Below are 18,770 nucleotides of genomic sequence, written 5' to 3' on the forward strand. Positions count from 1 at the left end.
GTGTCAAGCGACCGAAGGGACCAATGTGACCCGCCCGAGTGAACCCCGGCGTGACGAGGGGCGGAAAGCCCGTTGGCGCGGCCTGCCAGACTCGTCCGGTGCTGCGTGTGGGTCTCACCGGGGGTATCGGGTCGGGCAAGTCGACGGTGGCCGCGCGGTTCGCCGAGCTCGGGGCGGTGGTGGTCGACGCCGACCGCATCGCCCGGGAGGTCGTCGCGCCCGGGACCGAGGGGCTCGCGGAGGTCGTGGCGGAGTTCGGTGAGCGGGTGCTCGCCCCGGACGGCTCCCTGGACCGCGCCGCGCTGGCCGCGGTCGTCTTCGCCGACGAGGCCGCGCGCCAGCGGCTCAACGCGATCGTGCACCCCCGGGTCGGGCGGCGGACCGGTGAGCTGATGGCCGCCGCGCCCGCCGACGCCGTCGTGGTCTACGACGTCCCGTTGCTCGTCGAGAACCGGATGGCGGCGGGGTTCCACCTGGCGGTCGTCGTGGACGCGCCGGTGGAGGAGCGGGTGCGCCGCTTGGTCACCGCCCGGGGCATGGCGGAGGCGGACGCGCGGGCGCGGATCGCCGCCCAGGCCGACGACGAGCAGCGCAGGGCCGTGGCGGACGTCTGGCTGGACAACTCCGGAGAGCCCGCGCGGGTTCACGCCCAGGTGGACGCGCTGTGGGCGCGGCGCCTGCGGCCCTACGAGGAGAACGTCCGGCTCCGACGGTGCCCGGAGCGCGGCGCTCCCCGCGTCGTGCCCCCCGACCCGAGTTGGCCCGCGCAGGCGGAGCGTCTGCTCGCCCGGCTGCGGGTCGCGGCCGGGGACCGCGCGCTGCGGGTCGACCACATCGGTTCCACCGCGGTGCCCGGACTGGCGGCGAAGGACGTGATCGACATCCAGGTCACGGTCGCCTCCCTGGCGGACGCCGACGCGCTGGCCGAGCCGTTCGCCGACGCCGGTTTCCCGGGCCTGCCCGCCTTCGACCGGGACACGCCGCACGTCGACGTCGATCCCGACCCCGAGCACTGGCGCAAGCGCACGCACGCCAGCGCGGACCCCGGCCGGTGGGCCAACGTGCACCTGCGGGTGGTGGGCTCGCCCGGGTGGCGTTACGCGCTGCTGTTCCCGGCCTGGCTCCGGGCGGACCACGCCGCGCGCGAGGAGTACGAGCGGCTCAAGCGGCGTCTCGCCGAGGAGCACGGCAACCGCACCATCCCCGAGTACGGAGACGCCAAGGACCCGTGGTTCGTGGCGGCGTCGGCGCGTGCCGAGGAGTGGGCCGCCCGCGCGGGGTGGGCGCCCGACCCGACGTGACGAACCTGCCCGGGTGGCCGGCGGCCTTCGCCGGACACCACGGGCAGGCGCTCACATCGGGGGCCAGGGCTCGTAGATGCCGTGCGCGAGGAGCCAGGCGCCGAGGTCGTGCCGGTGCCGGCTGATCTCCTCCAGCGTGCGGTGGATGGTGCGCAACGCGAGGTCGGCGTCACCGGGCCGCAGGACCTGGCCGGCGATCGCGGCGGCGAACTCCTCGGAGCGGACGATCCGCGCCGAGGTTCCGCCGGGCACGGCCAGCCCGAGCAGCAGGTCGGTCGTCCGCCAGGTGCGCGAGTCCCGTTGCACGCGCACGGCGGTCAGCACCGTCGGGCCACCCCTGGCGTGTCTGGACCGCGGCCGCTGGTGGGTCAGTCGCAGCCCCGTCTCGGGGAGCAACCAGGTGACCTCGGAGTCCGCGAACGGATCCTCCGGGGTGGGGTACTCCATGCGGAGGCCCCACGGTTCCACCTGGCAGGTCCTGAGGTGGCGACTGCTGCCCGAGGAGTAACTGCGTTCCGCCGTCAGGGTGTCCACGATGTCGACCAACTGCGGAGTGATGACCGCGCCCACGCGGCCTGAGCGTAGCGGTGAGTGTGCGAGGGGTGACCACTCGGGTCGATTCGTTACATCACGGCTTCCCGGCGGTGCCGTATCGATCGGGTCGCGGCCACCCGGTCGAACCTGATCGGCGGTTGACGCCCGCTGCTCCGTGTGGCTGAGCGCCGGTTGGACGTTCGGCGGGGCGAACGGGGCGAGCGGGGCGATCTGGCGCGGGTGCGGCGCGGGTGGACGCGCCCACCCGCGGAAGCCCGCCACCGATCGGATCAGCCGCGCCGTCGCTGGCTGCGCCAGCGCAGGGTGACGCCGTGCTCGGCCAACCAGGTGGGCAGGTCGTAGCCGCAGCGGGCGATCCCCTCCACCGTGCGGTAGGTCCGCTCCATCGCCCGTCGGGCGGTGTCCGGGTCGAGCAGCCCCGCGCCGACCGCGGCCAGCATCTCGTCGGAGTCCAGCACCTCCAGCTCGCGCCCGGTCCGGACGATGAGGTCGAGGTAGTGGTCGGTGCTCGTCCAGCGCGCGCCGCTCACCGCGATGTCGACGATGTCGACGTAGTAGTCCTGGTCGCGTTCCTGGCCCGGCAGCCAACGCCAGTCGGTGACGCGCAGGCCCAGCCGGGGCAGCAACCAGGACTCCACGTAGTCCATGCGCGGGTGGTCGACGATCCGGCGCGCCATGTACAGCCCGAACGGCTCCACGCGGTACTCGTCGACCCGCCGGACCACACCCTTCGGGTCCGTGTTGGTCATCGCCGCGACGTCGAAGACCTCGACCTTGGGCGGGTGGATGTGGCTGGCCATGTCGTCGCCGGCCCCGGTGTCCTCGTCGGCAGCGCTGAGCGTCACGGGCCGAACCCTACGCACTCCCGCCGCGGCCCGACCGGTCGAGATAGCCCGGACGAGTGATCACGGTGGCTAGGATCTCCGCCACGTCGGCGTCGCGGTCGTCGGCGTGGGGGAGGGGGACCGTGTTCGGCATCATCCGGCCCTGCCGGAACCGACTTTCCGACTCGTTGCGAACGGCGTGGCTCGCGCACCTGTGCGGGCTGTGCCTGGCGCTGCGGGACGACCACGGGCAGCTCGCCCGGCTGGTCACCAACTACGACGGGCTCGTGGTGTCGGCGCTGGTCGAGGCGCAGGCCGGCCAGCGGGGCCGCCGGCGCTCCGCCGGGCCGTGCGCGCTGCGCGGCATGCGGGGCGCGGACGTCGCGCGGGGCGAGGGCGCCCGGCTGGCGGCGGCGGTGTCGCTGGTGCTGGCCTCGGCGAAGGTCGACGACCACGTCGCGGACGGCGACGGCCTGTTCGCCCGCCGACCCGTCGCCGGGTCCGCGCGCGTGGTCGCCCGGCGCTGGGCGGAGCAGGGAGCCAGGACCGGTCGCGCGGTCGGTTTCGACACCGCCGTGCTGGTGGACGCCGTGCGGCGGCAGCAGGACGTGGAGCGGGGCGCGCGTCTCGGCACCTCGGTGCTCGACGTGACCGAGCCGACCGAGACGGCGACGGCCGCGGCGTTCGCGCACACGGCGGTGGTGGCCGGGCGTCCGGGGAACCAGGACGCGCTGGCCGAGGCCGGGCGGCTGTTCGGCCGGGTCGCGCACCTGCTGGACGCCGTCGAGGACCTGGCGGAGGACGAGCGCCTCGGCGCGTGGAACCCGCTGCTCGCCACGGGCACGGACCTCGCCGAGGCTCGGCGGCTGTGCGACGACGCGGTGACCGGTGTCGCGCTGGCGCTGAAGGACGCCGAGTTCATCGACGACGAGCTCGTGCACGCCCTGCTCGTCCACGAGCTCCAGCACGCCGTTCGTCGCGTCTTCGCTCAGGTGGGCCCGCCTGGCCAGCCCGGCCAGCCCGGCCAGCCCGGCCAGCACGACTCGACGTGCCCCGTGCACGACCGCCCTGATGACCAGAGGCGGGCGACTGAGGGGCTCTCGGAGCAGCCACCGGGTCCGGACGGCCCGCCTCCGCCGGCACCGCCCGCGCCACCGAAGTCGCCCCGGCACGCGCTGCGCGATGAACCTGAGCGCAGGTGCCTGTGCTGGCGTTGGCCGAAGCTCACCAAGCCTCCCACCACCCGGGGCCTCGTGGTGGGTTGTTTCGCGCTGCTCTACGAGTGCGGCACGTGCCAGCAGTGCCTCCGCGACCCCTTTCCCGGAGCGTGGACGGGCAAGTGGCGGGTGTCGTGCGGCAACGGCTGTGACTGCGGCACGTGCGACTGCGGCCAATGCGACTGCTGCTGTTGTCCCTGTGACTGCTGAGGGCGGGGTCCGGACACGTTTGCCACGTTCGCCCGAGTTTGTCGGCCGACCGGCCTACTCTCGAAGACGTGTCCGACGCACTGGTGAAGGCCCGCTCCGAGTTCCGTCCGATCAGCGAGATTCCGCGCGCGGACGGCCGGTTCCGGGTGGTCAGCGACTACCAACCGGCCGGTGACCAGCCACAGGCCATCGCCGAGCTCGAACGGCGGGTCCGGGCGGGGGAGCGGGACGTCGTCCTGCTCGGCGCGACCGGTACCGGCAAGTCGGCCACGACCGCGTGGCTGGTCGAGCGGCTCCAGCGGCCGACCCTGGTGATGGCGCCGAACAAGACGCTGGCCGCGCAGCTCGCCAACGAGCTCCGCGGGTTCTTCCCCGACAACGCGGTTGAGTACTTCGTCAGCTACTACGACTACTACCAGCCCGAGGCGTACGTCCCGCAGACCGACACCTACATCGAGAAGGACTCCTCGATCAACGAGGACGTCGAGCGGCTGCGGCACTCGGCCACGATGAGCCTGCTCACCCGGCGGGACGTGATCGTGGTGGCCTCGGTGTCCTGCATCTACGGCCTGGGCACGCCGCAGGAGTACCTGGACCGGTCGATCCACGTCCAGAAGGGCGTGGAGATCGAGCGCGACCTGCTGCTGCGGGCCCTGGTCGACGTCCAGTACACCCGGAACGACCTGGCGTTCGCCCGCGGCACGTTCCGGGTGCGGGGCGACACGGTCGAGATCATCCCGGCCTACGAGGAGCTGGCGGTCCGGGTCGAGTTCTTCGGCGACGAGATCGACCGCCTCTACTACCTGCACCCCCTGACCGGCGACATCGTGCGCGAGGTTGACGAGCTGCGCATCTTCCCGGCCACTCACTACGTGGCCGGTCCCGAGCGGATGGAGCGCGCCATCCGGGGCATCGAGCAGGAGCTGGCCGACCAGCTCGCCCGGCTGGAGAAGCAGGGCAAGCTCCTGGAGGCGCAGCGGCTGCGCATGCGCACGACCTACGACATCGAGATGATGCGCCAGGTCGGGTTCTGCTCGGGCATCGAGAACTACTCCCGGCACATCGACGATCGGGCGCCGGGCACCGCTCCCGCGACGCTGCTCGACTACTTCCCCGAGGACTTCCTGCTCGTCGTTGACGAGTCGCACGTGACGGTGCCCCAGGTCGGCGGCATGTACGAGGGCGACGCGTCGCGGAAGCGCACGCTGGTCGAGCACGGCTTCCGGCTGCCCAGCGCGTTGGACAACCGCCCGCTGACCTGGGAGGAGTTCCAGGACCGCATCGGCCAGACGGTGTACCTGTCGGCGACGCCGGGGCCGTACGAGATGACCCAGGCCGGCGGCGAGTTCGTCGAGCAGGTCATCCGGCCGACCGGGCTGGTCGACCCCGAGGTCGTGGTGAAGCCGACCGAGGGCCAGATCGACGACCTGGTGCACGAGATCCGGGTGCGGGCCGAGCGGGACGAGCGGGTGCTGGTCACCACGCTGACCAAGAAGATGGCCGAGGACCTGACCGACTACCTCCTCGAACTCGGCATCCGGGTGCGCTACCTGCACTCCGAGGTCGACACGCTGCGCAGGGTCGAGCTGCTGCGCCAGCTGCGGCTGGGCGAGTTCGACGTCCTCATCGGCATCAACCTGCTGCGCGAGGGACTGGACCTGCCCGAGGTGTCCCTGGTGTCGATCCTGGACGCCGACAAGGAGGGCTTCCTGCGCAGCGGCACCTCGTTGATCCAGACCATCGGCCGGGCGGCGCGCAACGTCTCCGGCGAGGTCCACATGTACGCCGACAAGATCACTGACTCGATGCGGCACGCCATCGACGAGACCAACCGCCGTCGCGCGAAGCAGATCGCCTACAACGAGGAACGCGGCATCGACCCGCAGCCGCTGCGCAAGCGGATCAGCGACATCCTCGACCAGGTCTACTCCGAGGCGGAGGACACCGAGAAGGTCGAGGTCGGCGGGTCCGGGCGGGCCGCGACCCGCGGCAAGAAGGCGGCCGGCGAGCCGGGCGCGCCGCGGGGCAGCTCGGGCGTGCTGGCCGAGCGGAACGTCAAGGGCATGGCGCGGGCCGAGCTCGCGGACCTGGTCCAGCAGCTCACCGACCAGATGATGAACGCCGCCAGGGAGCTCCAGTTCGAGCTGGCGGCCCGGCTCCGCGACGAGATCGCCGACCTCAAGAAGGAGCTGCGCGGGATGGACGCCGCGGGCGTCAAGTAACCGAGGTCGAGCATCGAGGACGATCGACCGGGGTCGAGCGATCGGGAGAGCCGAGGTTCGGGGCCGTGCGACGCCGTGGTGCGCGCACGGTCCCGACGTCTTCGTTGGGCCGCGCGGACGTCCCTGCTCAGGCGGGGCTGACGGTACGGGGAGCCCGTGACGTTCCGACGGCACGAGGCGGTGCGGGTGCGGCGGGGTTTCCCGGTGGAAAGGCTCCTTGAGGTCGATCGCCAACTGGCTAGGCTGACGGTCATGCCCGAGTCACATGCTCGTCGTCGTGCCGCGTTGCGGGTCCAGCTCCGGGAGCGGGAGTTGGACGCCGTGTTGGTGACCGACCTGCTCAACATCCGCTACCTCACCGGTTTCACCGGTTCCAACGCCGCGCTGCTGGTGCACGCGTCCGACGAGTCCGGCGCGGAGCGGCGCACCGCCTTCTGCACCGACGGGCGCTACCTGACGCAGGCGGAGAACCAGGTGCCGGACCTGGAGCGCGTCATCGAGCGGCCCTGCGACCTGGCGCTCGCCGCGCGGGCCGGCCGCGACGCCGCGCACTTCGGGCGGGTGGGCTTCGAGAGCCACAAGGTGACCGTCGACGGCCTCGACACGCTGGCCAAGGCCGCTGAGGGCGTGGAGCTGGTGCGCGCGCCGGGCGTCGTCGAGGACCTGCGGCTGGTCAAGGACGACGAGGAGGTCGAGGCGCTGCGGATGGCCTGCGCGGCCGCCGACCGCGCGTTGGCCGACCTCATCGAGCACGACGGCCTGCGGCCGGGGCGCACCGAGAAGGAGGTCGCCAGGGAGCTGGACACCCGGATGCTCGACCACGGCGCCGCCGGCCCGTCGTTCGAGACCATCGTGGCCACCGGCGCGAACTCCGCGGTCCCGCACCACCGGCCGACCGACGCGGTCCTGCGCGCCGGCGACTTCGTGAAGATGGACTTCGGCGCGCTCGTCGACGGGTACCACTCGGACATGACCCGCACCGTGGTGCTGGGCCCGCCGGCCGACTGGCAGCGCGAGCTGTACGAGCTGGTGGCCGAGTCGCAGGCCGCGGGCCGCGCGGCGCTGCGGATCGGCACGGCGTTCCGGGACGTCGACGCCGCCGCCAGGGAGGTCATCGAGCGCGCCGGGCACGGCGAGCACTTCCTGCACGGTCTCGGGCACGGGGTCGGCCTGCAGATCCACGAGGCTCCGACCCTGTCCAAGGCCGGTGAAGGTACACTTTTCGCCGGTATGGCGGTCACCGTCGAGCCCGGTGTGTACCTGGCCGGGCGCGGTGGGGTCCGCATCGAGGACACGCTCGTGGTGCGCGAGAGCGGCCCCGAGCTCCTCACCCTGACCACGAAGGACCTCGTGGTCATCTGAATCGCGGTTGACCGTCGGCCGGTGCCGCGGCGGCCCGCCACCGGGAGCTCCCGGTGGGTGGCCCGCGGGACGCAGGGCGCGGGGACCCGCACGGAACACGGTGCGGGTGGTCCGCGGGCGCGGCGCGACGGTCGAGTCCACGCGCCGGTCCGACGTCGGGCCGGCGCCAGGCAGCAGCACACAGGAGAAACCACCACCGTGGCCACCACCAACGACCTGAAGAACGGTTTGGTGCTCAACCTCGACGGCCAGCTCTGGTCCGTCGTCGAGTTCCAGCACGTCAAGCCGGGCAAGGGCGGCGCCTTCGTGCGCACCAAGCTGAAGCACGTGCTGTCGGGCAAGGTGGTGGACAAGACCTTCAACGCGGGCACGAAGGTCGAGACCGCCACCGTGGACCGGCGGGAGATGACCTTCCTGTACAAGGAGGGCACCGACTTCGTCTTCATGGACAGCGACACGTACGACCAGATCCACGTGCCGCGGGAGACGGTCGGCGACGCCGCGAACTACATGCTGGAGAACACCACGGCGATGGTCGCCACGCACGAGGGCGCCCCGCTGTACGTCGAGCTGCCGGCCTCGGTCGAGCTGGTCATCCAGCACACCGACCCCGGCCTGCAGGGCGACCGGGCGACCGGCGGCACCAAGCCGGCCACCCTGGAGACCGGCGCCGAGATCCAGGTGCCGCTGTTCGTGAGCACCGGCGAGAAGGTCAAGGTGGACACCCGCGACGGGCGCTACCTGGGCCGTGTGAACAGCTGACGTGGGAGCTCGAAGCAAGGCGCGCAAGCGCGCGGTGGACGTCCTCTACGAGGCCGACCTGCGTGGGGTCGACCCGGTCACGCTGCTGTCCGAGCGGATCGGGTCGCCCGAGGTGCCGCCGATCAACGACTACACGGTCACCCTGGTCGAGGGCGTGACCGCGCACCGGTCCCGGATCGACCAGCTCATCTCCGAGCACGCCGAGGGCTGGACGCTGCCGCGGATGCCCGCGGTGGACCGCGCGGTGCTGCGGCTGGGGCTGTTCGAGCTGCTGTGGGCCGGCGACGTGCCGGACGCGGTGGCGATCGACGAGGCCGTGGAGCTGGCCAAGCAGTTGTCCACGGACGACTCGCCGCGGTTCGTCAACGGCGTGCTGGGCCGCATCGCCGGCATCGCCGACCACCTCCGCGCCTCGCTGGACTCCGACTAGGCGCTCAGCCACCACCACCAGCACGCCCCGTCCGGTTCGGACGGGGCGTGCTGGCGTGTCTGCGGCGGGTTGCCCCCGGGTTGGGAAACGGTTGGTGGACCGGGCCCTCGCTGGCCCGTGCTGGGTAGGCAAAATCACTCGAACGCACTAGCGGGCTTGTCGCTCGTTCGGCGCAGTGCGGGTGCTGTGGCGGGCCACATTTTTTGTTGCTGCGGCAATTATGTGAGCGCAGTGCAGCCGGGATCCGAGGGTGCGGGACGGGCTGCCGGCCGCGCCGCGGCGGTGCCGGCCGGTGGCGGGCGCGGACACGCGAACGGGCTCGGGCGCGGCCCCCGCGAGGGGGTCGCACCCGAGCCCGTTCGTCGTCGGCCAGGGGCCCGCCGGCCCCTGCCGGCTCAGTCCTCCTTGGCCGGCCGCGCCTCCGGCGGCAGCACGCCCCAGTCGATGAGCTGCTCGGTGAGCTCGCCGGGGGTCATGTCGTAGATGATGGCCAGCGAGCGCAGGTCCTCGGTCCGGATGGACAGCACCTTGCCGTTGTAGTCGCCGCGCTGGCTCTGGATGGTGGCCGCGTAGCGGGCCAGCGGGCCCACCTTCTCCGCGGGAAGCTGCTGCAGTCGTTCCAGGTTGATGACGACCTTGGTGGCCGGCTCGGCCCCGGACGGCACCCGCCCCTCGGGCAGCAGCTCCGCCACCGGCACCCCGTAGAAATCGGCCAGCTCCGCCAGCTTCTGCACCGTGACGGCACGGTCGCCGCGCTCGTACGAGCCGACCACTACGGCCTTCCACCGGCCGCCGGACTTCTGCTCGACGCCGTGCAGCGAGAGGCCCTGCTGCTGCCGGATAGCGCGGAGCTTGGCGCCCAGCGCCTTGGCGTAGTCGCCCATGTGGCGGTTCTCCGTTTCGTTCGCCCCGTCAGCCGGTATTCGAGTGCCGCGGGGAAGCCCAGATCAATACGCAGAGTAATGGTTGCTCGCTGTCGTCACCAGGTCAAGCTGATCACGCTGCGGCAGCCGGGCGAGTAGCGGTACACCACCCGGAAGGTTGACGGAGGGTGGCTGATACCGTGAGGTAGTCGACCCGGCCGGGTCGACGTCCGACGTCCTTTAAGGACCCGTCCAGTGAGGCGGGGAAGGAGGTCCCTCCGTGGCGCCACGCCCTCGCGGCGGCGCGACGGAACCGGCCGCCGAGCACGAGCTGCTCTCGGCCGGTGACGTCGCACGCACCGTCGCCCGAATGGCCCACCAGGTCATCGAGAAGACCGCGCTCGACGCCGGGCGGCAGGAGCCCGCCGTCGTCCTGCTCGGCATCCCGACCCGCGGCACCCCGCTGGCCCGTCGCCTGGCCACGCGCATCGCCGAGTTCTCCGGCGTCCAGGTGCCCACCGGCGCGGTCGACATCACGCTCTACCGCGACGACCTCCGCCGTCGGCCGGCCCGCCCGCTGGAGTCCACCCGGCTCCCCGACGGCGGCATCGACGACTGCCTGGTCGTCCTCGTCGACGACGTGCTGTTCTCCGGCCGCACGGTCCGCGCCGCCCTCGACGCCCTGCGCGACCTCGGCCGCCCGCGCGCGGTCCAGCTCGCGGTGCTGGTCGACCGCGGCCACCGGGAGCTGCCGATCCGCGCCGACTACGTCGGCAAGAACATCCCGACCGCCCGCACCGAGGAGGTGGCGGTGCTGCTGTCGGAGATCGACGGCGACGACCGCGTCGTCCTGCGCCGCCCCGCGAAGGAGGAGGCGTGAGGCACCTGCTGAGCACGCTCGACCTGGACGCGGACGCGGCCACCGAGCTGCTGGACACCGCGGCCAAGCTCAAGGCCACCCTGCTCGGCCGCGAGGTGCGCAAGCTGCCGACCCTGCGCGGTCGCACCGTCGTCACGATGTTCTACGAGAGCTCGACCCGCACCCGCGTCTCGTTCGAGGTCGCCGGCAAGTGGATGAGCGCCGACGTGATCAACGTCTCGGCGGGCGGCTCGTCGGTCGGCAAGGGCGAGTCGCTGCGGGACACCGCGCTCACCCTGGCCGCGGCCGGCGCGGACTGCGTCGTCGTGCGGCACCCGGCGTCCGGCGCGGCCCAGCGGTTGGCCCACTGGCTGTCCGACAACGGCACCGCCGTGGTCAACGCCGGCGACGGGATGCACGAGCACCCCACCCAGGCCCTGCTCGACGCCGCCACCCTGCGGGAGCGGCTCGGCGAGCTGGCCGGCCGCCGCGTCGGCATCGTCGGCGACGTGCTGCACAGCCGGGTGGCCCGCTCGAACGTGCACCTGCTGCGCACCCTGGGCGCCGAGGTGGTGCTCGTCGCCCCGCCGACGCTGCTGCCGGCCGGGGTGGACGACTGGAACGTGCCGGTCAGCTACGAGCTGGACCCGGAGCTGCCCGCGCTGGACGCGGTGATGATGCTGCGCGTGCAGGCCGAGCGCATGCACGGCGGTTTCTTCCCGTCGGCCCGCGAGTACTCGATCGCCTACGGCCTGAACGAGGCCCGGCTGCGGATGCTGCCCGAGCACGCGGTCGTGCTGCACCCCGGGCCGATGCTGCGCGGCATGGAGATCGCCTCGGCGGTCGCCGACTCGCCGCGCGCCGCCATCACGCAGCAGGTGAGCAACGGCGTTCACGTGCGGATGGCGGTGCTGTACCACCTGCTCGCCGCAGGAGCCGAGGAGACCAGGACCAAGGAGACCGTGTGACGTCCCCACTGCTGATCAAGGGAGCGAGGCCGTACGGCGAGGGGGCGCCGATCGACCTGCTGGTGCGCGACGGCGTCGTCGCCGCGATGGGGGCCGACGTGTCGGCCGCCGACGCGACCGGCGCCGAGGTGCTGGCCGCCGACGGGCTGGTCGCCCTGCCGGGCTTCGTGGACCTGCACACCCACCTGCGGGAGCCGGGTCGCGAGGACACCGAGACCATCGCCACCGGCTCCGCCGCCGCCGCGCTCGGCGGGTACACCGCCGTCTTCGCCATGGCCAACACTGACCCGGTCGCCGACAACGCCGTGGTCGTGGAGCACGTGTGGCGCCGGGGCCGCGAGGTCGGCCTGGTCGACGTGCACCCGGTCGGCGCGGTCACCGTCGGGTTGCGGGGCGAGAAGCTCGCCGAGCTGGGCACCATGGCGCGCTCGGCCGCTGGCGTGCGGATGTTCAGCGACGACGGGCTGTGCGTGTTCGACCCGCTGATCATGCGACGGGCCCTGGAGTACACCAGGGCGCTGGGCGGCGTGGTCGCCCAGCACGCCGAGGAGCCCCGGCTCACCGTCGGCGCCCAGGCGCACGAGGGCGAGGTCGCCGCGCGGCTCGGCCTCACCGGCTGGCCGGCCGTGGCCGAGGAGTCGATCGTGGCCCGCGACTGCCTGCTCGCCCAGCACGTGGGCGCGCGGCTGCACGTCTGCCACGTCTCCACCGCCGGCACCGCCGACGTGCTGCGCTGGGCGAGGAACCGGCCGGCCGGCGTCGCGGGGCGGATGGCGGAGGCGGTCGTCTCGGCCGAGGTCACCCCGCACCACCTGCTGCTCACCGACGAGCGGCTGACCGACTACGACCCGGTCAACAAGGTCAACCCGCCGCTGCGCACGGGCGGCGACGCGGAGGCCCTGCGCAGGGCGCTCGCCGAGGGCGTGATCGACTGCGTGGCCACCGACCACGCGCCGCACGCCGTGCAGGACAAGGACTGCGAGTGGGCGGCGGCCCGGCCGGGCATGCTCGGCCTGCAGACCGCGCTGTCCATCGTGGTCCGCACCATGGTGGAGACCGGGCTGCTGGACTGGCGCGGCGTCGCCCGCGTCATGAGCGAGCGGCCCGCCGAGATCGCCGGGCTGCCCGACCAGGGCCGGCCGATCGCCGTCGGCGAACCGGCCAACCTCGTGCTGGTCGACCCGGACGCGCGCTGGACCGTGCGCGGCGCCGAGCTGGCCAGCATCGCCGCCAACACCCCGTACGAGGGCATGGAGCTGCCCGCACGGGTGGTGGGCACCGTGTTCCACGGGCGGCCGACTTCGTGGGACGGGAAGGTGCGGCACTGATGGAACGCCTCCTGCTGAGCCTGCTGGTGCTCGCCTTCTTCGTGTTGTGCGCCGCCGGGATGTGGTGGGGCTGGCGCAACCGCGCGCGACGACAGGCCGCGGTGCTGCCCGCCTTCCCCCCGGCGCCCGAGGCCCTGCCCGGCCCGGAGCTGCTCACCGCGGCGACCGGCGTCTACGTCGGCACGACGACCGCCGGTGACTGGCAGGACCGGGTCGCCGTGGGCGACGTCGGGCACCGCGCCGCGGCCTCCCTGCGCCTGACCGACGCCGGCCTGCTGGTCGAGCGGAACGGCGCTTCCCCCCTGTGGATCCCCGCCGAGTCGTTGCGCGAGGCGCGCACCGACCGCGCGCTGGCCGGAAAGGTGATGGGCCCCGACGGGCTGCTGGTCGTGACCTGGCAGCTCGGCGAGCACCTCCTGGACACCGGCTTCCGCGGCGACGACAAGGCTTCCTACTCCGAGTGGGTCAGCGCGCTGAACGCGCTGGCCCACCCCAACCGGGAGAACACCCGATGATCGACAACACTCCCGCCGTTCTCGTTCTGGAGGACGGGCGGGTCTTTCGTGGCCACGCTTATGGCGCGCGTGGTTGTTCGCTGGGCGAGGTGGTTTTCTCCACCGGGATGACCGGCTACCAGGAGACGTTGACCGACCCGTCGTACCACCGGCAGATCGTGGTGCAGACCGCGCCGCAGATCGGGAACACCGGCTGGAACGACGAGGACGACGAGTCCGGGCGGATCTGGGTCGCCGGCTATGTGGTGCGTGACCCCGCGCGAGTGCCGTCGAACTGGCGGTCGCGCCGCTCCCTGGACGCGGAGCTGGCGGCGCAGGGCGTGGTGGGTATCGCCGGGGTGGACACCCGCACCCTGACGCGGCACATCCGGGAGCGGGGCGCGATGCGCGCCGGGGTCTTCTCCGGCGACGCGGTCTCCGACGTGGCGGCGATGCGGGCGCAGGTGCTCGCGGCGCCGGAGATGGCCGGTGCTGACCTGGCCGGCGACGTCACCACCGCGCAGCCCTACGTGGTGCCCGCTCAGGGTGAGCGTCGGTTCCGGGTGGCCGCCCTCGACCTGGGCATCAAGGCCAACACCCCGCGGATGATGGCCGCCCGGGGTATCGAGGTGCACGTCCTGCCTCTGACCTCCACCCTCGACGACCTGCTCGCGGTCGAGCCGGACGGGGTGTTCCTGTCCAACGGCCCCGGTGACCCCGCGACCGCTGACCACGCGGTCGCGCTGACCAGGCAGGTTCTGGAGCGGCGGGTTCCGTTGTTCGGGATCTGTTTCGGCAACCAGATCCTCGGGCGTGCCCTGGGGCGCGGCACCTACAAGATGCGCTACGGGCACCGGGGCATCAACATCCCCGTGATCGACGTGGAGACCGGTCGGGTGGCGATCACCGCGCAGAACCACGGCTTCGCGATCGAGGGCGAGCCGGGTGAGCGGTTCGACACCCCGTTCGGCGCGGCGATGGTGAGCCACTACTGCCCGAACGACGGGACGGTGGAGGGCCTGCGCGCCCTCGACGTGCCCGCGTTCAGCGTGCAGTACCACCCGGAGGCGGCCGCGGGCCCGCACGACGCCGCCCCGTTGTTCGACGACTTCTGCAACCTCATGGCCGCCACGTCGGCCCACGCCTCGAAGGGGGCTGGTCTCTGATGCCCCGCCGCACCGACATCCAGCACGTCCTGGTCATCGGCTCCGGGCCGATCGTGATCGGCCAGGCGTGCGAGTTCGACTACTCCGGCACCCAGGCCTGCCGCGTGCTGCGCGAGGAGGGCCTGCGGGTCAGCCTGGTGAACTCCAACCCGGCCACGATCATGACCGACCCGGAGTTCGCCGACGCCACCTACATCGAGCCGATCACCCCGGAGTTCGTGGAGAAGGTGATCGCCAAGGAACGCCCGGACGCGATCCTGGCAACCCTGGGTGGTCAGACCGCGCTGAACACCGCGGTCGCCCTGCACGAGCGGGGTGTGCTGGCCAAGTACGGGGTGGAGCTGATCGGCGCCGACATCGACGCGATCCAGCGGGGTGAGGACCGGCAGCTGTTCAAGGACATCGTCCGCTCCGTCGGCGCCGAGGTCCCCCGCTCGCGGGTGTGTCGGTCGATGGACGAGGTCCGCGAGACCGTCGCCGAGCTCGGCCTGCCGGTGGTCATCCGGCCCAGCTTCACCATGGGTGGTCTGGGCTCGGGCATGGCGCACACGCCGGAGGAGTTGGAGCGCATCGCCTCCACCGGTCTGGCCGAGAGCCCGGTGACGGAGGTGTTGATCGAGGAGAGCGTGCTCGGCTGGAAGGAGTACGAGCTTGAGCTGATGCGCGACCACCACGACAACGTCGTGGTGATCTGCTCCATCGAGAACATCGACCCGATGGGCGTGCACACCGGCGACTCGGTGACCGTGGCCCCGGCGATGACGCTGACCGACCGCGAGTACCAGCGCATGCGCGACGTGGGCATCGACGTGCTGCGCGCGGTGGGTGTGGACACCGGTGGGTGCAACATCCAGTTCGCGATCAACCCCCGGGACGGGCGGATGGTCGTGATCGAGATGAACCCGCGGGTCTCGCGGTCCTCGGCGCTGGCGTCGAAGGCCACCGGGTTCCCGATCGCCAAGATCGCCGCGCGGCTGGCCATCGGCTACACCCTGGACGAGATCCGCAACGACATCACGGGTGAGACGCCGGCGAGTTTCGAGCCGACGCTGGACTACGTGGTGGTGAAGGTCCCGCGGTTCGCGTTCGAGAAGTTCCCCGGCGCCGACCCCACCCTCACCACGACGATGAAGAGCGTCGGTGAGGCGATGGCGGTGGGCCGCAACTTCACCGAGGCGCTGGGCAAGGCCCTGCGGTCGATGGAGACCAAGCGCGCCGGGTTCTGGACCACCCCCGACCCCGAGGGCTGCACCCTGGCCTCGACGTTGGACGAGCTGCGCGAGGGCCACGACGGCCGCCTCTACACGGTGGAGCGGGCGCTGCGCCTGGGCGCCACCGTCGACCAGGTGTCGCAGGCCTCGGGGATTGATCCGTGGTTCGTGGACCAGATCGCCTCGCTGGTGGAGCTGCGCGCGGAGATCCTGGCCGCGCCGGTGCTGGACGCCCCGCTGCTGCGCCACGCCAAGCGGGCCGGCCTGAGCGACCGGCAGCTCGCCGCCCTGCGCCCGGAGCTGGCCGGCGAGGAGGGCGTGCGCGCCCTGCGGCACAAGCTGGGCCTGCGGCCGGTGTTCAAGACGGTGGACACCTGCGCGGCGGAGTTCGCCGCCCGCACCCCCTACCACTACTCGGCCTACGAACTCGACCCGGACGCCGAGTCCGAGGTGGGCGAGCAGCGCGAGCGGCCCAAGGTGATCATCCTGGGGTCGGGGCCGAACCGGATCGGGCAGGGCATCGAGTTCGACTACTCCTGCGTCCACGCCGCCATGGCCCTGCGCGCCGCGGGCTACGAGACGGTGATGGTCAACTGCAACCCGGAGACGGTCTCCACCGACTACGACACCTCCGACCGGCTCTACTTCGAGCCGCTGACCTTCGAGGACGTCCTGGAGGTCGTGCACGCCGAGCAGCGCTCGGGCACGGTGGCCGGGGTGATCGTGCAGCTGGGTGGGCAGACCCCGCTGGGTCTGGCGCAGCGGCTGGCCGAGGCCGGTGTGCCGATCGTGGGCACCCCGCCGCACGCCATCGACCTGGCCGAGGACCGGGGCGCGTTCGGCGCGGTGCTGACCGAGGCGGGGTTGCCGGCGCCGAAGTACGGCACCGCGACCTCCTTCGCCGAGGCCAAGGGCATCGCCGAGGAGATCGGCTACCCGGTGCTGGTCCGCCCGTCCTACGTGCTGGGCGGGCGCGGCATGGAGATCGTCTACGACGAGCAGACCCTGGCCGCCTACATCGCCCGCGCCACCGAGATCACCCCCGAGCACCCGGTGCTGGTCGACCGGTTCCTCGACGACGCCATCGAGATCGACGTCGACGCGCTCTGCGACGGCCACGACGTGTTCCTCGGCGGCGTGATGGAGCACATCGAGGAAGCCGGCATCCACTCCGGCGACTCCTCCTGCGCCCTGCCGCCGATCACGCTGGGCCAGGAAGTCCTGGAGGTCGTGCGGCGCTCCACCGAAGCCATCGCCAAGGGCATCGGCGTGCGCGGTTTGCTCAACGTCCAGTACGCGCTCAAGGACGACGTGCTGTACGTGCTGGAGGCCAACCCCCGCGCTTCGCGGACGGTGCCGTTCGTGTCGAAGGCGACCGCGGTGCCGCTGGCCAAGGCCGCCGCCCGGATCATGCTCGGCGCCACCGTCAAGGAACTCCGCGAGGAGGGCATGCTCCCGCCCCGCGGCGACGGCGGTGTGCTGCCGGCCGAGGCGCCGGTGGCGGTCAAGGAAGCCGTGCTGCCGTTCCACCGGTTCCGCACCCGCGAAGGCCACGGTGTGGACTCGCTGTTGGGGCCGGAGATGAAGTCCACCGGCGAGGTCATGGGTATCGACGTGGCCTTCGGCCAGGCCTTCGCCAAGTCCCAGACCGCCTCCTACGGGTCGTTGCCCACCAGCGGCAAGGTCTTCGTGTCGTTGGCCAACCGGGACAAGCGCGCCCTGGTGTTCCCGGTCAAGCGGCTGGCCGACCTGGGCTTCGAGGTGATGGCGACGACGGGCACCGCTGAGGTGCTGCGCCGCAACGGCATCCCCTGCACCGTGGTGCGCAAGCACTACGAGGGTGCTGGGAACATCGTCGAGCAGATCCTGGACGGCGACGTCCACATGGTCATCAACACCCCCTACGGCAACAGCGGCCCGAGGGTGGACGGCTACGAGATCCGCACCGCGGCGGTGGCCAGGGACATCCCCTGCATCACCACCGTCCAGGGCGCCGCGGCCGCGGTCCAGGGCATCGAAGCCATGATCCGCGACGACATCGACGTGCGTCCGCTGCAGGCGCTCCAGCAGGCCCTGCGGGAGTCCGCGTGGTGACCCCGTTCGGCGCGCGGCTGGCCGCGGCCGTCGCCGAGCGCGGTCCGCTGTGCGCGGGGATCGACCCGCACCCCGGCCTGTTGCGGGCGTGGGGGTTGACCGAGGACGTCGCCGGCCTGACGCGCTTCGCCATGACCGCGGTCGAGGCGCTGGCCGGGGACGTGGCGGTGCTCAAGCCGCAGTCGGCGTTCTTCGAGGCGCACGGCTCGGCCGGGGTCGCGGTGCTGGAGCGGGTCGTGGCGGAGTCCCGCGAGGCGGGAGCGCTGGTGCTGCTCGACGCCAAGCGCGGCGACATCGGCTCGACCATGGACGCCTACGCGGCGGCCTACCTCACCGAGGGTTCGCCGCTGGCCGCCGACGCGGTCACCGTCTCGCCCTACCTCGGCTTCGGGGCGCTCGACCCCGCTCTGTCCGCGGCAGCGGCCAACGGGCGCGGGGTGTTCGTGCTGGCGATGACCTCCAACCCGGAGGGCGGCTCGGTGCAGCGGGCGGTGGGCGCGGACGGGCGCACCGTGGCGCAGGCCGTGGTCGACGCGGCCGGTGAGCGCAACGCGGCCGAGCTGGCGGAGGTCGGCGGGGAGCTGGGCTCGGTGGGGGTGGTGGTCGGCGCGACCGTCGACCCCGCCGCCGGGCTGGACCTGTCGCGGCTGCGGGGGCCGGTCCTGGCGCCCGGGCTGGGCGCGCAGGGCGGCACGGCCGAGGACCTGCGCCGGGTGTTCGGCCCGGTGTTGTCGCAGGTCCTGCCCACGACGTCGCGGGACGTGCTGCGGCACGGGCCGGAGGTGGGCCAGCTGCGGGATCAGGCGCGACGCCTGGCCGAGGAGTTGGCCGCCGCGCTGTCCTGAGCGCGGAGCCCGCGGATTTCGCGTCCTTGTCCACTCACGATCAACCGCCCTGGCGGCGC

16 protein-coding genes are annotated in these 18,770 nt (G+C 72.5%); 13 read left to right on the forward strand and 3 right to left on the reverse strand.

From position 1 onward, the window contains the following. Positions 1 to 98: 98 nt before the first annotated feature. Entirely contained in the window at positions 99 to 1,301 is a 1,203-nt protein-coding gene (coaE, locus tag BUE43_RS06225; protein ID WP_073480443.1) for a dephospho-CoA kinase, read from the forward strand. Between the two features lie 51 nt (positions 1,302 to 1,352). Here the strand turns inward: coaE and BUE43_RS06230 are convergent, their stop codons facing one another. Continuing rightward, positions 1,353 to 1,871, reverse strand: a complete 519-nt coding sequence (locus BUE43_RS06230) for a ribonuclease FAU-1 family protein (RefSeq protein ID WP_073480444.1) — start codon at positions 1,869 to 1,871, stop codon at positions 1,353 to 1,355. A 254-nt stretch (positions 1,872 to 2,125) separates the two neighbouring features. Beyond that, complete coding sequence (locus tag BUE43_RS06235) at positions 2,126 to 2,656, reverse strand: ribonuclease FAU-1 family protein (protein WP_073480931.1); 531 nt, start codon at positions 2,654 to 2,656, stop codon at positions 2,126 to 2,128. A gap of 167 nt (positions 2,657 to 2,823) precedes the next feature. On the opposite strand from BUE43_RS06235, the gene BUE43_RS06240 reads away from it, so the two are divergent. The 5 genes from BUE43_RS06240 to nusB all read left to right on the forward strand — a co-directional run bounded on the left by BUE43_RS06240 (position 2,824) and on the right by nusB (position 8,883). Further along, on the forward strand, positions 2,824 to 4,107 hold the full coding sequence (locus BUE43_RS06240; protein WP_073480445.1) for a DUF5685 family protein: 1,284 nt from the start codon (positions 2,824 to 2,826) through the stop codon (positions 4,105 to 4,107). Between the two features lie 68 nt (positions 4,108 to 4,175). Next, positions 4,176 to 6,329, forward strand: coding sequence for an excinuclease ABC subunit UvrB (gene uvrB / locus BUE43_RS06245; RefSeq protein ID WP_327083422.1), 2,154 nt, complete (start codon positions 4,176 to 4,178; stop codon positions 6,327 to 6,329). Between the two features lie 252 nt (positions 6,330 to 6,581). Continuing rightward, positions 6,582 to 7,691 (forward strand): M24 family metallopeptidase, encoded by a 1,110-nt coding sequence (locus BUE43_RS06250; protein ID WP_073480446.1) that lies wholly within the window; start codon positions 6,582 to 6,584, stop codon positions 7,689 to 7,691. A gap of 198 nt (positions 7,692 to 7,889) precedes the next feature. Continuing rightward, entirely contained in the window at positions 7,890 to 8,453 is a 564-nt protein-coding gene (efp, locus tag BUE43_RS06255; protein WP_073480447.1) for an elongation factor P, read from the forward strand. Between the two features lies 1 nt (position 8,454). Next, complete coding sequence (gene nusB / locus BUE43_RS06260) at positions 8,455 to 8,883, forward strand: transcription antitermination factor NusB (protein ID WP_073480448.1); 429 nt, start codon at positions 8,455 to 8,457, stop codon at positions 8,881 to 8,883. A 395-nt stretch (positions 8,884 to 9,278) separates the two neighbouring features. Here the strand turns inward: nusB and bldD are convergent, their stop codons facing one another. After that, entirely contained in the window at positions 9,279 to 9,767 is a 489-nt protein-coding gene (bldD, locus tag BUE43_RS06265; RefSeq protein WP_073480449.1) for a transcriptional regulator BldD, read from the reverse strand. Positions 9,768 to 10,026: 259 nt separating this feature from the next. Here bldD and pyrR point away from each other — a divergent pair, with 259 nt between their 5' ends. The 7 genes from pyrR to pyrF are packed head-to-tail and all read left to right on the forward strand — an operon-like array spanning position 10,027 to position 18,711. Then, complete coding sequence (gene pyrR / locus BUE43_RS06270; protein WP_073480450.1) at positions 10,027 to 10,626, forward strand: bifunctional pyr operon transcriptional regulator/uracil phosphoribosyltransferase PyrR; 600 nt, start codon at positions 10,027 to 10,029, stop codon at positions 10,624 to 10,626. Next, entirely contained in the window at positions 10,623 to 11,573 is a 951-nt protein-coding gene (locus BUE43_RS06275) for an aspartate carbamoyltransferase catalytic subunit (protein ID WP_073480451.1), read from the forward strand. Before pyrR ends, BUE43_RS06275 begins: the two co-directional genes overlap by 4 nt. Next, the gene (locus BUE43_RS06280; protein WP_073480452.1) at positions 11,570 to 12,901 is read left to right on the forward strand and encodes a dihydroorotase; all 1,332 of its coding nucleotides are present in this window, start codon (positions 11,570 to 11,572) and stop codon (positions 12,899 to 12,901) included. The genes BUE43_RS06275 and BUE43_RS06280 overlap by 4 nt, the downstream gene beginning before the upstream one ends. Beyond that, positions 12,901 to 13,416 carry a PH-like domain-containing protein gene (locus tag BUE43_RS06285; RefSeq protein WP_073480453.1) on the forward strand — a complete coding sequence of 172 codons (516 nt, stop codon included), beginning with the start codon at positions 12,901 to 12,903 and terminating at the stop codon, positions 13,414 to 13,416. The genes BUE43_RS06280 and BUE43_RS06285 overlap by 1 nt, the downstream gene beginning before the upstream one ends. Then, positions 13,413 to 14,561, forward strand: coding sequence for a glutamine-hydrolyzing carbamoyl-phosphate synthase small subunit (gene carA / locus BUE43_RS06290; protein WP_073480454.1), 1,149 nt, complete (start codon positions 13,413 to 13,415; stop codon positions 14,559 to 14,561). The genes BUE43_RS06285 and carA overlap by 4 nt, the downstream gene beginning before the upstream one ends. Then, positions 14,561 to 17,866: a carbamoyl-phosphate synthase large subunit gene (gene carB / locus BUE43_RS06295; RefSeq protein ID WP_073480455.1), complete on the forward strand. Its 3,306-nt coding sequence runs from the start codon at positions 14,561 to 14,563 to the stop codon at positions 17,864 to 17,866. The genes carA and carB overlap by 1 nt, the downstream gene beginning before the upstream one ends. After that, positions 17,860 to 18,711 (forward strand): orotidine-5'-phosphate decarboxylase, encoded by an 852-nt coding sequence (gene pyrF, locus BUE43_RS06300; protein ID WP_143173991.1) that lies wholly within the window; start codon positions 17,860 to 17,862, stop codon positions 18,709 to 18,711. The genes carB and pyrF overlap by 7 nt, the downstream gene beginning before the upstream one ends. Positions 18,712 to 18,770 lie beyond the last annotated feature (59 nt).

The organism is Streptoalloteichus hindustanus, assembly GCF_900129375.1.
GTDB classification, from domain to species: Bacteria; Actinomycetota; Actinomycetes; order Mycobacteriales; family Pseudonocardiaceae; genus Streptoalloteichus; species Streptoalloteichus hindustanus.

Coding starts and splice junctions, on each gene's coding strand:
- BUE43_RS06235 (WP_073480931.1), bottom strand. CDS start 2,656: ATGGCCAGCCACATCCACCCGCCCAAGGTCGAGGTCTTCGACGTCGCG.
- BUE43_RS06250 (WP_073480446.1), top strand. CDS start 6,582: ATGCCCGAGTCACATGCTCGTCGTCGTGCCGCGTTGCGGGTCCAGCTC.
- bldD (WP_073480449.1), bottom strand. CDS start 9,767: ATGGGCGACTACGCCAAGGCGCTGGGCGCCAAGCTCCGCGCTATCCGG.
- BUE43_RS06285 (WP_073480453.1), top strand. CDS start 12,901: ATGGAACGCCTCCTGCTGAGCCTGCTGGTGCTCGCCTTCTTCGTGTTG.
- carA (WP_073480454.1), top strand. CDS start 13,413: ATGATCGACAACACTCCCGCCGTTCTCGTTCTGGAGGACGGGCGGGTC.
- carB (WP_073480455.1), top strand. CDS start 14,561: ATGCCCCGCCGCACCGACATCCAGCACGTCCTGGTCATCGGCTCCGGG.